Source organism: uncultured Finegoldia sp. (assembly GCF_947252345.1).
Lineage (GTDB): Bacteria > Bacillota > Clostridia > Tissierellales > Peptoniphilaceae > Finegoldia.
Genome location: NZ_CAMXVC010000001.1, coordinates 40,702 through 57,121 on the forward strand (window position 1 = coordinate 40,702; position 16,420 = coordinate 57,121).

General features: G+C 38.0%; 15 protein-coding genes. 3 read left to right on the top strand and 12 right to left on the bottom strand.

Annotated features, from left to right (window positions below; all coding sequences use genetic code 11):
- Positions 1 to 149: 149 nt before the first annotated feature.
- Both Q0X02_RS00205 and Q0X02_RS00210 read left to right on the top strand, forming a co-directional pair.
- Positions 150 to 698 carry a hypothetical protein gene (locus tag Q0X02_RS00205; protein WP_297809777.1) on the top strand — a complete coding sequence of 183 codons (549 nt, stop codon included), beginning with the start codon at positions 150 to 152 and terminating at the stop codon, positions 696 to 698.
- 11 nt (positions 699 to 709) lie between these two features.
- A complete protein-coding gene (locus Q0X02_RS00210; RefSeq protein WP_297809780.1) occupies positions 710 to 2,065 on the top strand; it encodes a cell wall-binding repeat-containing protein in 1,356 nt (451 codons plus the stop codon).
- Positions 2,066 to 2,155: 90 nt separating this feature from the next.
- On the opposite strand, the gene Q0X02_RS00215 is transcribed toward Q0X02_RS00210, so the two are convergent.
- The 5 genes from Q0X02_RS00215 to Q0X02_RS00235 form a co-directional block, all read right to left on the bottom strand.
- Positions 2,156 to 2,983, bottom strand: coding sequence for a hypothetical protein (locus Q0X02_RS00215; protein ID WP_297809783.1), 828 nt, complete (start codon positions 2,981 to 2,983; stop codon positions 2,156 to 2,158).
- Positions 2,984 to 3,179: 196 nt separating this feature from the next.
- Entirely contained in the window at positions 3,180 to 4,361 is a 1,182-nt protein-coding gene (locus tag Q0X02_RS00220; protein WP_297809786.1) for a M20 family metallopeptidase, read from the bottom strand.
- A gap of 1 nt (position 4,362) precedes the next feature.
- Positions 4,363 to 5,484 (bottom strand): M20/M25/M40 family metallo-hydrolase, encoded by a 1,122-nt coding sequence (locus Q0X02_RS00225; protein ID WP_297809789.1) that lies wholly within the window; start codon positions 5,482 to 5,484, stop codon positions 4,363 to 4,365.
- 9 nt (positions 5,485 to 5,493) lie between these two features.
- Positions 5,494 to 6,165 (bottom strand): hypothetical protein, encoded by a 672-nt coding sequence (locus Q0X02_RS00230; RefSeq protein ID WP_297809792.1) that lies wholly within the window; start codon positions 6,163 to 6,165, stop codon positions 5,494 to 5,496.
- A 10-nt stretch (positions 6,166 to 6,175) separates the two neighbouring features.
- On the bottom strand, positions 6,176 to 6,877 hold the full coding sequence (locus tag Q0X02_RS00235; RefSeq protein WP_297809794.1) for a DUF5058 family protein: 702 nt from the start codon (positions 6,875 to 6,877) through the stop codon (positions 6,176 to 6,178).
- Between the two features lie 167 nt (positions 6,878 to 7,044).
- Here Q0X02_RS00235 and Q0X02_RS00240 point away from each other — a divergent pair, with 167 nt between their 5' ends.
- Positions 7,045 to 8,286, top strand: a complete 1,242-nt coding sequence (locus Q0X02_RS00240) for a hypothetical protein (protein WP_297809797.1) — start codon at positions 7,045 to 7,047, stop codon at positions 8,284 to 8,286.
- Positions 8,287 to 8,371: 85 nt separating this feature from the next.
- On the opposite strand, the gene Q0X02_RS00245 is transcribed toward Q0X02_RS00240, so the two are convergent.
- The 7 genes from Q0X02_RS00245 to Q0X02_RS00275 form a co-directional block, all read right to left on the bottom strand.
- Complete coding sequence (locus Q0X02_RS00245) at positions 8,372 to 11,059, bottom strand: calcium-translocating P-type ATPase, SERCA-type (protein WP_297809800.1); 2,688 nt, start codon at positions 11,057 to 11,059, stop codon at positions 8,372 to 8,374.
- A gap of 167 nt (positions 11,060 to 11,226) precedes the next feature.
- Complete coding sequence (locus Q0X02_RS00250; protein ID WP_297809803.1) at positions 11,227 to 11,985, bottom strand: MBL fold metallo-hydrolase; 759 nt, start codon at positions 11,983 to 11,985, stop codon at positions 11,227 to 11,229.
- Positions 11,986 to 12,042: 57 nt separating this feature from the next.
- Complete coding sequence (locus Q0X02_RS00255; RefSeq protein WP_297809806.1) at positions 12,043 to 12,834, bottom strand: nucleoside hydrolase; 792 nt, start codon at positions 12,832 to 12,834, stop codon at positions 12,043 to 12,045.
- Complete coding sequence (locus Q0X02_RS00260) at positions 12,831 to 13,454, bottom strand: ABC transporter ATP-binding protein (protein ID WP_297809809.1); 624 nt, start codon at positions 13,452 to 13,454, stop codon at positions 12,831 to 12,833. The genes Q0X02_RS00255 and Q0X02_RS00260 overlap by 4 nt, the downstream gene beginning before the upstream one ends.
- The gene (locus Q0X02_RS00265) at positions 13,447 to 14,223 is read right to left on the bottom strand and encodes an ABC transporter permease (RefSeq protein ID WP_297809812.1); all 777 of its coding nucleotides are present in this window, start codon (positions 14,221 to 14,223) and stop codon (positions 13,447 to 13,449) included. Before Q0X02_RS00265 ends, Q0X02_RS00260 begins: the two co-directional genes overlap by 8 nt.
- Positions 14,216 to 15,094 (bottom strand): ABC transporter permease subunit, encoded by an 879-nt coding sequence (locus Q0X02_RS00270; RefSeq protein WP_297809815.1) that lies wholly within the window; start codon positions 15,092 to 15,094, stop codon positions 14,216 to 14,218. Before Q0X02_RS00270 ends, Q0X02_RS00265 begins: the two co-directional genes overlap by 8 nt.
- Complete coding sequence (locus tag Q0X02_RS00275) at positions 15,067 to 16,326, bottom strand: ABC transporter substrate-binding protein (RefSeq protein WP_297809818.1); 1,260 nt, start codon at positions 16,324 to 16,326, stop codon at positions 15,067 to 15,069. The genes Q0X02_RS00270 and Q0X02_RS00275 overlap by 28 nt, the downstream gene beginning before the upstream one ends.
- Positions 16,327 to 16,420: the final 94 nt, after the last annotated feature.

Consider the following 16,420-nt stretch of genomic DNA (forward strand, 5'->3'; position numbering starts at 1 on the left):
ATTCAAAAAAATTTAGAACAATTTAAAATTATTTTCAAGTGGATGCGTTTCGTATTTTGCGAGCGCATTCATTTTTTGTGCTAATTTTATTTTATTGAATCGTTTTGTGCGCTGGGTTATAATTAAAATATAGATTGAAAGGAGTTTTTATGCAAAGACTTTATTTGAGTGTTTTTTCAAAATTAAAAAATCACATAAAAAAAATTGAAAACAGACCGGGACTGTGGATGTTCACGTTGATTGTGTCGGGGATTGTGAGCTTGGTTACGTTCATTATTTACAACAGAATAAGCCCGCTCAGTCCATCCAAGGACTTCGAAAATATTTTTATTTCGCTTTTGTATTTTTCCAGAACTGTTATGACGCCTTTCTCGTTTGTACTTAGCTTCTGGCTCATTACGGATTTTTTGAAGAAAAAAATGACATCAAAAATTTCCAATCGTGAGTTTCTATCAAAGGCGAGCGTGTTCGCGTTGATTGGCATTGTGTTTACATCGTTGTTAGTGTGGAAATCCGTGTTGATATCAGTAATCGCACGAGCATTTGTGGGTTTTGTGTACAGCTGTGTGATGTACGACAAATTCAACGAAAATTTATTGAACAAGGTGACTTTGATTGCCTTTGTTATCGCAGCGATTGTGGATGTTATTGGATACGCGCTCGGATTTACGGTGCTGTTCTTAATCGCGATATTATAAAGGAGAGTTTTATGAAAAAATTTATTTCGTTGGCACTTGCGCTAACTCTTAGCTTGTCGACTGTATCGTTGGCAGATAACGAGAAGGCAGTCAAGCCATCGGCGAAAGCTGAATCGGTGACAAGCGTCGACAAAAATTCTGACAAAAAAGTTCAGACAGATAATCACAATAAAAATGATAAAAACGGTAAAAACGATAATTCAAAATCGAGCGATAAAAATGACAAGAAGGACAAAAATCCGAACATCGCTACGAATGAAGATGGTATCTTCAAAAATGTAATTCATCAGAGATTTCAAGGTGACAACAGAGCAAAAACAGCTGTTAATGTTCAACGCCACTATTTTGCAAACACTGACAAGGTTGTATTGGTCAACGACAACGCCTATCCCGATGCAATCAGTGCGACTAATATGTCGATGGGAAAATATCCACTATTGTACACGGGAAAGGGAAAGCTTCCGATAGAAACCAAGTCTGCGCTCGACAAGATGTTCTTGGATGAGATATATTTGCTGGGCGGAGTAAATTCCATCAGCAAAAAAGTTGAGAACTATCTCAAAAAAGAATTTCCAACTGCAAAAATCACACGAATCCAAGGCAAAAACCGCTACGAAACTTCTTCTGCGTCAGCTAAGTATCGTGCTCAAGCGAAAAATTTGATATTTGCCGCTGGAACCAACTACGCAGACGCATTATACGCTACAAGCCTCGCAGCTTATCAAAAGGCTCCGATTTTGCTCGTGAGCAATGACGGCGTTGATAACTCGACTTTGAATTACATCAAATCAATCAAAAACATCGAAAACGTCACGATTGTCGGCGGAAATATTTCCGTGAATGAAAAAATAAAATCCACGATAGAATCCGCCACGAGAAGACAAGCTGTGAGATTGTCCGGAGTCGACAGATATGAATCGAGCGTTGAGGTGGCGAAAAGAGTCAACGCTAATCCAGCAGAAGTCATCACGACAAGTGGCGAGGTTTTTGCAGATGCTCTTGTGTCCTCAACAGTTGCGCAAAAAATCCAAGCTCCGATTTTGCTAGTGAAGAAAGATGTCATTCCAGAAAAAGTGAAGTTGTATTTGAAACACACAAATTCAATCTACAAATTGACTACAATCGGTGGGTTTAACACCGTAACCAAGAACAACTACTCGACTCAGGTGATTTTAATATCGGGTCTTGACATCGACAAGCCCTTGGTAGACAGAAATGGAAAGGGAATCATCAAGGCTTTCACGAAAGATTACAAAAAATACTACATTCTTCCAAACAACAAATACTACAATTCGATAAAACAATACGACAAATTATTTGTGTATTTGCGTGACGCATTGGCAGAAGACTACAGACCGGTAGAATAAATTCAAGGATTGTCATTTTGTTTGTCAGTAGACGACAATATGGCAATTTTTTTGTTGCAACAAAAAAGGCGAACACCTCGCCTTCATATTTTAGAAAAATAAATAATTAATCAAATGCACCGTGACAATCGAGAACAAAAATCCAAGCTCCGACAGTTTTCGGTTGTTGTTTTTGTAGTAATCCACAGATATCAAAAACGTCGGCCCGATTGCCGTGTACATAATTATTGACTGTATCAATTTTTGATTGTTCGTCACGGCACTCACCACTACAAATGTGAACACGGGAATAATCAACAAATTCACCAAAGTCATCATTATGCTCGTCACATTCAAAAGCTTTTTGAAATCTATGCCGCTTATAGAAATAGCAAATGCTATAATGAAGATGACAGCGCTTGCCGATTGAATCACATTTAGAGGATATAATATGTACGAAATTTTGTAAAATGAACAGACGCAGAAAAAAGCCGTAAATCCCAAGGCCATCAAAAAATCAGCCACGTTGTGAGCTCTCACATACAACATATATATAAGATATATCACACAGGCTATTATTATAAGGTTGTTCAAAATATTCCTGTCCATAACGCTTTGCAAGAAAGGCTTCATAACGATTACATTCGAGAAAATAAACGCAGGTTCCATCGACTTTGCATCCTTGGGATTGATTTGAAAAATCATCGACATAATCTTGGACAAAACCCACAAATACACGAAAAACACGACGAGATTGACGTTGAAATTCTTGTAATTGATTTCGCTAAAACTAATCGCAATATTCACGGGAACTATAACAACGTAGATTAGTTTCGAGAAAAATTCCACTATTTGTTTTTCATTCGATATCGTCCTCGCAAACAAAAATACACACGCGAACAAAATCAAAACGCTCGACCAATAATTAAAATAATTCATACTATCCTCCAATTTTATTATACCATAGCAAATTGAAAATAATACTATAAATCCAGCACAAATTTCTCATCAAACACCTCTTTACTTCAAAAATCCAAAAGAGATTTCAGAAAATTTCCCTCAAACGCATAAGCCAACACCAACACAAAAACCCCTCCATCCGCAGTTGTGGATTTCGGGGTTTGTTTCTGGCTTTTTAGTTCAAATAGTCGAGCGCAAATTGTACGCATATTGCAACAGCTTTGTACAATTCTCCTTCGTCTATGTCAAATTTTGCATTGTGGTTTGGATAAGTTTTGCCATTTTTATCCATTTTCAAATTGCTCAACATAAAATACGCACCTGGAACTTTTTCGAGATAATACGACATATCATCCGCCGCCATAGTTTCCGATTCAATGTTGTATATTATATTCTCAGAAAAAATCTTTCTCGTGGATTTTTTGAGCGATTCCACAACTGTTTCGTCGTTCGCAAGATGAGGATACTTCCATGCGTAGTCGTAGTTCACTTTGCACCTGTTCGCTATGGAATAATGTTCTGCAATGTCTCCTATCCTTTTTCTGATGTATTTTCTGATGTCATCATTGAAAGTTCGAACTGTTCCCTCTATTTCTGCTGTGGATGGTATTATATTTTGATTAATTCCAGAATTGACTTTGCACACAGAAATTACGCACCTTTCCGATGAGCTGATTTCTCTCGATTTTATCCTGTTGATTGCCTGAACAATGTCGACTAAGCAAACAATTGGGTCAATGGTACCTTCCGGCATCGAGCCGTGGCCACCGCTTCCCTCGATTTTTATGACAAATTTGTCCATCGAAGCCATTAGGTTTCCACTTTTAAACCCAACGCTTCCGTGGGGAACTATAGGAAATAATCCTCCAACGTGGTGACCGATAATGCAGTCCACTTTAGGATTTTCCAACGCGCCTTCTTTTATCATAAGCTCCGCTCCGCCAGGGTATTCCTCTCCCGGTTGAAAAATAAACTTCACGACTCCCGAAAATTTATCTTTCATAGAGTTCAACACCAACAACGTCGTCAAACAATTCGCCATATGACAGTCGTGTCCGCAAGCGTGCATATATCCATTTTGTGATTTGAAATCCAAATCAGTGTCCTCTTTTATTTCTAGTGCATCCATATCCGCTCTTATCGCTAGACATTTTCCGGGCTTTCCCGAATCCACTGTCGCTATGATACCTCTCGAGCCCAAAACTTTTTTGTGGGCAATTTTGTTTTCAACCAACACTTTTTCTATTTCTTCGCAAGTTTTGTAAGTGTCCAATCCAATTTCTGGTAACTGATGAAGAATCCTTCTTTCTTTAATCAAAAATCCTTCATACTCTTTAATCTTTTCTATAATATTCATCCTAATCTCTCATTAAATATTTTAGTAGCACCTCTGCTGCTGTTTTCATTTCGTCAACTTCCAAATATTCTTCGGTAGTGTGAACTTTTTGCATTCCAACTCCTATTATTATCGCATTAAAACCTTGTTCAGCGTAGAAGTTTGCATCTGAGCCACCACCGATTATTTGAAGTTCGCTTTCTACTCCAATTTCTGAATAACATTTTTGGAATTTCTTTGCCAATTTGAGCTCGTCCAAAGACCTCAACAACGGATACGCTTGAATGTGATTGAAATCATAAGTCGCTTTGTATCTGTCGCACACTTGTTTGCAAATATTGTCGTACGAACTCAAAACACTTTCTATCTTTTCGTAAGAGTGAGACCTCAACTCTCCCGTGCAAGTTGTCTTGTCGGGAACAACATTTGACGGAAAATCAGAATTGATGTATGAAATATTCGCAGTTGTCAGCTCGTCTATTCTCAAAATATCCATCTTGGATATTATTTCAGAAATAACTTTGATGGAGCTTATTCCTTTTTCAGGTTCAATTCCAGCGTGAGCTTTTTTCCCGTGAACAGTTATTTCAAAAGTGTTGCAAGCAGGAGCTTGGTATGCGATGTATTTTGATTTGCCAGCATTATCCAATACTATTGTATCTTTTGCAGGATTAATATGCTTGTACACCTCATCCCAGTTCACATTTCTCGCTCCGAGCATTCCGGCTTCTTCTCCCGGAGTTATCATACAGTAAATATCTTCGTGGTCTATGTTGTTTTTCACTAAATATTCCAACGCGTACAATATAACTGCAACTCCAGCCTTGTCATCGCCTCCCAATGTCGTAGTCCCGTCAGTTTTGATAATATTTCCGTCCTCAATTATTTTGACGCCCTTGTTTGGTTCTACTACGTCGATATGCGCAGAAAGTGTTATCGCTGAGGGTTTGTTTCCCTTTAAAACGGAGAAAATCGTCGGACAATTGCCGCCGTATTTATCTTGAGATTCGTCGAGATAAATTTCGCAGCCCAAATTTTTTAAGTAATTGACAACATAATCGCACACATCTTTTTCCTTTTTCGATGGAGAGTAAATATTGACCAATTCCTTAAATATATTTTTTAGTTTTTCTAAATCTACCATAAAACACTCCTAACTATTTTTCTTTATCGTTTCCAATTGAGTTTTAGCAACGGCTATCGATGAAAATACTGTCGTCAATGTGATTACGAATGACAAATTCTTCAAGTGCAAAAACGCCATCAAATTTATCATAATGAATGAAACAACCAATGCGAAAATTCCAGTCTTGAATGATTTGACCGAAAATTGTGCGAAAATTCCACCGTAAAGCGCTGGGATTATCAATGTCAAAACATTTTTGATTGATTCTGGAATGTTGGAGATGACACCTTGACCCAACACAGTCGCCAAAATAACGAAGAACACAGCAACGTATACCGAAACTGCCACTCCCATTGTTCCCATCAACTGTCCTTCTTCGGTTCCTGCTTTGTATCCGGAAGCTTCAATCGATGTAGCTGCAGCTGGGATTTTCATATTGACGCTGTTACCCGACAATGTCGACACGTACAATCCTGTCGAACCCAAAATCGGATAGTAACTTATTGGCTCACTTATATAGAACGCCCCCGAAACGGAAATTTGACTTATAGTTCCCGCAATTATCGCAGCAACTGGAGGCATAATTCTGAAATAAAACGCCATCATCAATGGTGGAAGCAATACTGCAATCATACCCAAAATCATAGTCATTCTTCCAAATTTTTGAACATCTTTTGTGTATTTTTCGTAAGTATTCATAATTTACCTCCTACATAAAAAAGCTCGCAATAATCGCTCCGCCAAACATTGCAAATGTAAGCGACCATTGTTTAATCCAATTTACTTTTTTGCCAATATATTGACAAATTACCATAATAACAAAACCCGCTATTGTAGATACAGCAAGTTGTGGTTTGACAGTGATTTTCATTAAATTGTCTACATTAAAATACGCAAACGCTCCGAGCATCGCCCCGACGCTTACTGCTGGAAGCAACGCTTCTCTTCCTCCTGTGAGTAAATTATTTATTTTGTCCATTCTGTGACCAAAAATAAACATAACGATTAGCCAGCCCATTACTCCCATCGCTGGAACCCACAAGCAGTTTGCAAAAACAACTGGATCCATTTTTGTAGAAAGTTCAGAGCCCAACGCTTTGGCACCGAAATTCGCAGCCATTGTTTCGTAATTTGTTCCACCGATTACGCTCATTCTTAGAGCTGTAACTGGTGCGCCCAACGATACAATCAACGCCAAAATGCTGCCAACGATTCCCAATGCAGGCCCTACGCTTGAAATAGCACTAGTTGTGATTCCTTTTTTTACTCTTTTGCTATCCATTCCCTTTTCCTTAGCGCACTTGATAGTTTTTCTTAAAACCACCGTCGCTTGGAACAAAACCAACAATATTCCCACAGAACAAGCTATGTACATCAGTGGATGATTTGCATAAAAAAATTGATTTTCCATAAAAATACTTCCTTTCTTTTTTTAATTTGTTTTTATGTCTTTTTTATGTCTTTAAGTATATTATTGTGTCTTTTTATTTTTTTGTCAAGTGTTTTCCCTTTGATTATTTTAAAATCGTATTATTTTGATATAATATAAATGGGAAAAGATTTCTCAGGGAGAAAAATATGGTAAAGTTAGCAATTATAGGAACTCGAGAGAGTGTGAATTTAATAAACAAAATTATAGATAAAAATTTTGAGGATATAACTTATTGTAATTTGATTTTAGACAAAGTAAAAATAATAAAAGACATCGTAGATAGTATCGCAAAAGATGTCGACGGGATTTTTGTGACAGGAATGGGAGTGTATTTTGAATTGCTGAAGTACGATTTGAATGTTCCGATTTCTTTTGCAAAACACGGTTCGATTTCTTTGATAAAGTGTTTGGAGCAAATGAGGGCAGACGATTGCCTAACGCAAAATGCAAAAATTTCCTTCGATATAATTTCCGACACGACCATCGAGGATATTATTTGCGAGTTTGATTACTCGATAAAAGACTTCTACATTGAAGAATCTTCGCCCGAAAAAAACGAAGATTATTATATAACAAAGCATTTAAAATTGTTTTACGAAAAGAAAATCGACTATGTCGTCACTTCATTCGGATATATTTACTCGCTTTTCAAGGGTCTGGAGCTTCCAGTATACAGAATGTTTCCTTCGATTATAGATTTGAAAAACAACATCGCAGATTTGCTGTTGGAAATTGAGATTTCAAAATTGGACAAGTCAAAAATCCTCGTCTACAGATTTAAACCGATGAATTGTGCAGACGTGTTGGATTACAAATCACCTTTTACGAAATTTTCAAAATCCATCGATGCCTTTGTCGATTTTAACGAAGACAACAGCATCACTATTATTTCCACGAAAAATTACTACAACAACAGGTTTAGTATGGCTTTGGTGTCGGATTTTTTGAAGGAAAACAAGCTTAACTGTTTTAAGGCAGGGATTGGCTCTGACATTTCCGTCAAAAAGGCTTTGAAAAATTCCCAGAAGGCTTTGGATGAGTATGACAACAACATCTCGTATTTTGACGGATTGTCTTTTCACCACTATGATGATGGCGAAAAACTGCATCCTTTGAATTTGATTTCAAACGACGACGTTCTGGAGATTGCGCAGGATACGGGAATCATCCCCAAGAGAATCCATCAGCTGTACGATTCGATGCTGAAATTAAACAAGTACATCTTCTCTAGTTATGAAATTTCAGAGATACTTGGTCTTAGCGTCAGAAGTGCCAACAGAATAATCAACAGTTTGGTCAAAAACGGCTACGGTGAATTTATCGACAACAACATCCAAAACAACATCGGCAGACCAAAAAGATTTGTGAAAATAAATTTCTTCAATTAATTTTTTTAATTTGATTTTCTAAATTTCCCAATAAAAAAAGACGTATCGAAAGTGAAGTCAATTCACCAGATACGTCTTTTGTCTTTTAATTTTTGCTTTTGATGGATTTGAATATTTCTCCAGCCACAAATGGCAAAAATGCGCATGGCAAGATTACTTTGTAGTGTTCGATGTGGAGTGGTATTGTTTCAAATACTTTGTTCACTCCAGGGATGTAGATTACTGCCAACATCATTGCCAACGACAATGACGTTCCCATCACCAATGCTTTGTTGGAGAATACTCCGATTTGAAATACAGATTTGTTGTCGCTTCTCACCGAGTAGCTTCTCAATAATTCGGACAAAATCAAAGTCGCAAATGCTACTGTTCGTGCAGATTCGATGTGTCCGTCGAAGTGATTTAGTCCGTAGTGATAAGCGAACAACGTCGCAATCGTAATCGCTATTGATTGCACTGCGATGCTAATTCTCATATTCTTGTCGATGATAGGTTCCTTCGGTGAACGAGGATTTCTGTTCATAATGTCGGTTTCTCCCTTTTCAACTCCGAGTGCCATCGCTGGGAATGAATCTGTCACCAAATTTAGCCACAACAATTGGATTGGGATAAATGGAGTGTCCCATTTGAACATTATCGCCAAGAACACGATTAGAATTTCTGCGATGTTGCAGCTCAACAAGAATGATACGAATTTTTTGATATTGGAATAAATTATTCTTCCTTCTTCAACTGCGTGGACAATTGTCGCAAAGTTGTCGTCCGTCAAGATAACTTCCGAAGTGTTCTTCGCAACGTCAGTTCCTGTGATTCCCATCGCAATTCCAATGTCCGCTTTTTTGATTGCAGGTGCGTCGTTTACTCCATCTCCTGTCATAGCTGCGATGTGTCCATTTTCCTTCAACGCTTTTACGATTTGAACTTTGTTTTGTGGCGAAACTCTCGCATAGACTCTCTTGACTTTGACGATTTCACGGATTTCATCGTCTGTCATATCGTTGAGTTCACTTCCCATAATCGCCTGTGAATCGTCCGTACAAATTCCCAAATCCTTTGCGATTGCAACTGCTGTTTCCAAATAATCCCCCGTTATCATAATCGGCGTTATTCCCGCAGTCTTGCATTCTTTGATGGCATCTTTAACTTCCAATCTCGGTGGGTCAATCATTCCCGAAAGCCCTACGAATACCATATTTTTTTCTACTGTGTCAGAATTTATCTCGCTTGGCAAATCGTCGTGTTCACGAAAAGCATACGCAAGTACCCTCAGCGCTTGTTTTGCGTATTCGCTGTTTTTGTCCAATAATTTTTGTTTTAATTGTTCAGTAAACGGTTTGATTTCGCCGTCGATTAAAATGTGGCTACATTTTTCGATTATTATATCCGGTGCGCCTTTTGTGAACGAAACGAGCTTATGATTCGAGAATTTGTCGTGGAATGTTGTCATCATTTTTCTTTCTGAATCGAAAGGAATTTCTTCCACTCTCGGATATTTTTCATTCGACATTTCTTTTGTTATGCCTTGTTTTCCAGCGGCTGTGTGAAGTGCCCCTTCCGTAGGGTCCCCAATGATTTTATACAATCCGTCGTCTTCGATTAATTTTGAATCATTTGTAAGGCTCATAATGTTGAGCAAAGTCTTAAGTGATTTCACGTCATCGTCTTGGATTTTTTTGTCGTCAATCAAATACTCGCCTTCTGGTTTGTATCCAGTTCCCGTGACGTCAATGTCTTTTCCGTCGATGTGTATTTTCTTCACCGTCATTTCGTTTTGTGTCAACGTTCCAGTCTTGTCCGAGCAAATCACTGTTGTTGTTCCCAGCGTTTCAACTGCCAACAATTTCTTGACGATGGCGTTTTTGTCTGCCATTCTTCCCATTCCAAGGCTCAAAACAATTGTGACAATTGCTGGAAGTCCTTCCGGAATCGCCGCAACTGCGAGTGATACAGCCGTCATCAACATATTCAACGCGTCAAAATCATACAAGAAATATCCGACAGCAAACACGATTGCACACACGACTATTGTGATTATTCCGAGTTGCTTGGACAACTGTGCGAGCTTTCTTTGAAGAGGAGTTTGTTCGTCTTCGACCTCCGACAAGCTAGTCGCGATTTTCCCGATTTCTGTGTTTTGACCGATTTCTACAACTACGCCCTTCGCCCTACCGTAGCTGACGATGGAGGAGCTGTACGCCATATTTGTCCTGTCACCGATTGACACATCTGAAGTTATCTCGTCGTTTGCGTTTTTCTCAACGGAAACAGATTCTCCCGTCAGCGATGATTCGTCGATTTTTAAATTTGTAGATTCTATCAGTCTCAAATCAGCTGGAATAATATCCCCCGTTTCCAACTCGACGACATCTCCCGGTAACAAATCTTTGGAATCGATGTGTTGCACCTGTCCGTCTCTGATTACCTTCGCTTTTGGGCTCGCCATTTTCTGCAACGCCTCGATAGCCTGTTCTGCCTTTCCCTCTTGATAAATAGAAAGCAGTGCATTCACGATGACAATCGCTATGATAATCAAACTATCTGTGATTTCTCCAATTGCAATCGACAAGATAGATGCGAAAAGCAAAATAATTATCATCGGGTCCAAAAACTGCTCTTTTAATTTGGTTGCCATCGACTTCTTCTTTTTTTCTTTCAGAGAATTTTTCCCGTATTTTTCCATCAAAGATGCAATCTTGTCATTCGATAGACCTTTTTCAATGTCTGTGTCGAGATTTTCCAGTACATCTTCTCTGTTTGTTTTATACCAATCCAATTTTTCCCTCCTGTTTTATAATAAAAAAGACCTTCACCATAAATGGCAAAAGTCTTGCTAACCAAAGTGGTTTTGTGCCGGGTTAATACCGTAATGACGACACAATATTTTTAAGCTACTCCCTTTTGTATAATATATATTCTATCAAAAGCATTTTTGAAATGCAATTATTTTATTATTATCTGAAAAGTATCGTGTTCTTTTTTCATATTCACAATTTTCGTGTCCTCGTAATCGTGAGTGTCGATGAACTCGTCCACAATCGCCGGATTTTGCGTGAAGTGCATCGGAAACAAAACTTTCGGATGGCACTTTTCTACAAACTCGTTTACGCCCAAATCGTAGTTTTTTTTCAAACGAGGGTCAACTGGGAAAAATCCGATATCCAAATTGCCGAGCTTGTCGATTTCCTTCGAAAATCTGTCCTGCATACTTTTTCTGTCTTCCTCGGTGTCTTCCTCCCACGCCCAATTGTTGAGGTCACCTGCGAAGAAAAACTTCAAGTGATTTGTTTCAAAATACACGCTGATTCCCATATCAGTTGAACCATAAGCTGTAAAATCAACTCCATAGACCGAAACGGACTCTCCGACTTCGAGCTTGACTACATTCTTGTCGAAATGCTTCTTCAACAATTCGATGTTGTCCTCACCGAGAAACACGACATTGCCCTTAGTGTCATAATCGAAAACATCTTCGTAAACATCTTCACTGACAATGTATGTAACATCACTCGCATTTTCATAATCAAAAATACTTTCGTTGTAGTGGTCGGCATGAGAATGCGTCACAACGAATATAACCTTTTTGTCGTTCACATTTTTTGGCAACGTCCCTTGGAAATAATCGAAAATAATAATCTTGTCCTCAAACTCCAACGAAAACGAGCTGTGATATATATATCTAATGTTCAAACTATCCTGCATTATTAATCCCCCTACAATATATTAACACACAAAATGATAAATTACGCAAGAAAAGCCTCAAAAAACTTTTTTCAAGGCTTTGATGTAATCCAATCTGCTTTTTAAAACCGGAAAATTAATTTCTTTGCCGTCTTCGTCTTCGACCAACAATCCCGTATTGAGTTTTTCGAACGAAACTTTTTTGTAGTTGTCAGAAAACAATTCGCAGTCCGTAGCGAAAACCGCTGCAATCAAATCCCAGATTATGATATAGTCCAACTTGTAATCTTTTGAGTGAAAATCAAACCAAGCGTAGGCATTTTCTCGCAGATACTCGTATTTTTGAAAAATATCGTCAATTTCATCGAGCGTCACATAATAATCGAGGCAATTATTGGCGTTTATTATGCTGATGTCTTTGAAATTTTTGAGCACAACCTCGCTCGACTTGTAATCGACAGAAAAATTCAACTCGTCCATCTTCTTGCCATTGATAATCAAATCTTCGGTGATGGAACCCATCGACACAATCCTGCATTTGTCCACAATCGAATTGTCCAGTTCGTAAGCTTTTCTGATGTTGTCCAAGCTTCCCAACGTCAACAAAGTGATATTTTCGTTTTCGTGGATTTTATCGACGATTTTTTCTGCCGCATCCTCATTCCCAAACGCCAACTCGTAGTCTAATTTCAAATCGTCGAACACTTTTTCCGTGGCGCCATTGACTACCTCAATTGTGTCGTTGCCGAAGGTCGTCGTCACCAATTTTATGTCGCAATTTTTCTTGATTAGATACATCAGCGCTAAGAAATCGTCCACATCTCTGTGTCTGACCGCCAACGTGTTGTCAAAATCGACCATTATTTTCATAATTTCACTATCCTATCCGATAAAATTTCCGCATCGTCCCTGTCATGTGTCACCAAAATCGTGGTCATATTGTTGTGCGTGTGAATCTTCTTCAAAATATCTCGCAATTTGAAACGAAGCTCATCATCAAGTCCCACGAAAGGTTCATCCAACAGTAAAACTTTCGGATTGAAACTTGCCGCCCTACAAAGGCTCACGCGTTTTTTCTCGCCACCCGATAATTCTCTGGGCTTTTTATTGTTGTAGCCTTTTAATTCTACAAGCTCTAACAATTCTTCAACTCTGGCTTTAATCTTTTTCTTGTCCATATTCCTTATTTTCATTCCAAATGCGATGTTTTTCTCGACATTCATATGCGGAAACAAGTACGAATCCTGCAACGCCATCGTTATATTTCTTTTGTGAACTGGGATATTTGTTATGTCCAAATCGTCCAACAGAACCTTCCCCTTTGTCGGAAATTCCAATCCCGCAATTATTTTCAGTATCGTGGATTTGCCCACTCCGGATTTTCCAAATAACGTGATAAATTCCCCGTCCTTTACCTTCAAATTAAAATCGTCGAGGATTAATTTGTCGTCGTATTTGAATGTTATATCTCGTAATTCTAATTTATTCATTATTTTCAACCATCCTTCTCGAAAAATAATTGCTGACAAAATATACCGCAAAACAAATCAACAAAAATACAACTGAGTACACGCTCGAAACGTGCCTGTCCTTTTCTTTCAGTATAGGGAAAATCACCGTCGAAAAAGTGTTGACCAATCCCCCGCCAATCAAAAAGTTGACGATGTATTGGCTGAAACTCACGATGAAACTCATAAAAAATGCCGCCAAGAGTGCTGGCAAATAAAGTGGCAGATTGATGTGAATCAACGTTTGAACATCATTTGCCCCTAAAAGTCTGGCTTGGTTTTCGTAATTTATCCCAACCGAGCTTATCACAGGCTCGATTATCAAAAAGCAATACGGAATACACTGAAATATATGCACAATCATAACGCCGGACACTTTGTTTGCAAGTGACAATCTAAGAAAATTCAAGTGCAGCCCTATCGCCAAGCTCATGACCGGAAGAAGTATGGGAATAAAAAGTATGACTCTAAAAACCGATTTGAATTTGAAATTGTACAACGCTATCGCCTTTGCAGCCGGATATGTAAAAACAATCGACAATATCGCAACTGAACTGCTTATTCCAATGCTCTTCAAAATTATGGTTAAATTGTCTTTGTTCGTCAACAGCGATTTCCACGCCCTCACTGTAAAAAGTTGTGGCACCATTTTGTTGTACGGCCAGCTTTCTACAAAAGCCCACATAATCATATAAACTACAGGAACTACGAAAAACACCGTCAGCACAATTCTCGTTATTTTCTTATTCATAGTTGGCCTCCTCTGATATCATCTTGTTGTAACTGATGCAAAAAATCACAAATCCTATCGCCCCTATCAATAACAAAATATTGTTGATGACCATCGAATACAAATGGTCTTCCATTTCAGCAGAAGTGTAGTAAATCATCGAAATTTCCGACAAAGTCTTGGGATAACTCGGCCCCAAAATAACCGGAAGTTCATACGATGAAAATGTGTATGTGAATATCACGACGAAACAATACACAATGTTTGAAAAAATCATCGGCAATGTGACTTTAAAAAAAGTCTGAACTTTATTCGCTCCCAAAAGATAAGCCTGACTTTTGTATTCATCAGAAATTCTCATCAAAACGGAGCTCATCGTGTAGCCTACAAATGCCATCTCTTTGAATACAAATGCAATCACAATTCCAATAGAATTTTTGTCGTAAACGAAGGATGGAAATTGTTCAAAATTTTTGATAATTCCAACATCGTACATAATCCTCGAAATCAATCCCGTTTGACCGAGCATTTGATAAATCAAAACCCCGACAATCATATGCGGAAGTATTATTCCAAGTTGAATCATATCCATAACGTATTTGTCTTTTTTTGCCTTCAAATAGAACGCCAACACAGTTCCCAAAAATATAGATATCACAGACGAGGATATCGAATAGCCAAACGTGAATTTCAAAGAGTCGATAAATTCCTTTGATTTTAGAATTTCACGGTAGTATTTTGTTGTGAATTTGGTCAAACCTATTTGCTCGTAAATGCCAAAACTCTGTTTTAGCGATTGACCCATTGACAAAAAAGTAATCGCTAAAACAAATACAACTATTGGCATTACATAAATGTAAGGTTTTATTTTTGTAAAATTTCTTTTTCCCATATCTTTTCAAATTGTGGCACAAGTTTCGCTGGCATTTCAGGGATTCTCTTTTCTTGCAATTCTTTTAGTGGAAGCGTTGCGATTCCCAAATCCATTTTATCGAGTTTTTGTTTTTCATCAGCTGATAATTTGTTGATGTCAAAAACAGGCATATCTCCCAACACTTTTGGTTGTGCTTTTTCCAATTGCATTTCAAAAGAAAGCATAGCATCTATCATACACATTGCCCCTTCTTTGTTTTGAGAGCCTTCTGCAATCGCCAAGAAGTGAGTGTTTCCAATCATACCCTTGTCCAAAAGGAATGTCCTCGTAGTTTTTGGATAATTTCCCTTTGCAATTTCCGCATCTGCCGCCGATGGATTGTAACTCATCGTCATATAAACTTCGCCGTCACGATACATATTGTTGAGCGTTCCTTGGTCTTTAGGATATACTTTCCCTTCCTTCCACAAGTATGGTTTTATTTCTTTCAAATAATCCAACGCCGGTTTTATTTTTCCTGTGAGTTCTTCTTCGGAGAAATTTTTGCTTGTGTCCATAAATTGTTTGTAACCTACGGTGTTGCTGATGATATTTCTCACGAATGCAGAAGATGTGAAATCAGGCATTTGTGCGTAAGTGAACTTGCCCGGATTTTTCTTAATCCACTCTTTTAACTCGTCGAGATTTTTAGGTGGATTTGGAACTTTTGCAGTGTCGTAAATCAAAACCAATTGAGCCTTTCCATAAGGAGCTTCGTAGCCATCTGTCGGATTTGCAAAATCGTATTTTACATCAGAAGATTCTTTGTCGATGTATTTGTTGAAGTTTGGAAGCTTGTCGGTGAATGGACCGAACAACAACCCCTGTTTTTTGTTGGAGTAGAAGTTTTCCCCATTAATCCACACAACATCTACGTTACTCGGTTTGTTGGCTTGCTTTTCGTTCATCAACAAATTGTTGATTGCGTCGATGTCCATTGGAACTCTTTTAACTTTGATTCCGTAAGTTTTTTCTGCGTATGGAATGAATGTCTTGTCGATAAAATCATTTCTGAGAATATCTCCGCCATATCCATAAAAATTCACAGTTTTCCCCTTTGCCTTGGCCTTGATTTCGTCAAAGCTCATATCACTGATTTTCTTTTCACTTTTTGACTCCTGTTTGTTATCAGTTTTTTGATTGTTAGAACAAGCTGTGATAACAATTAACATAAGAACAAGAAAAATTTTAAAAATGTTTTTCTTTCTCATATTTCCCTCCTTTTATTTATATTTTTAGTATAACATTTTATATAATTTTCTCGCAAAATTTTTTAATATTCTCCAATCATCAGAAATCGTCAAT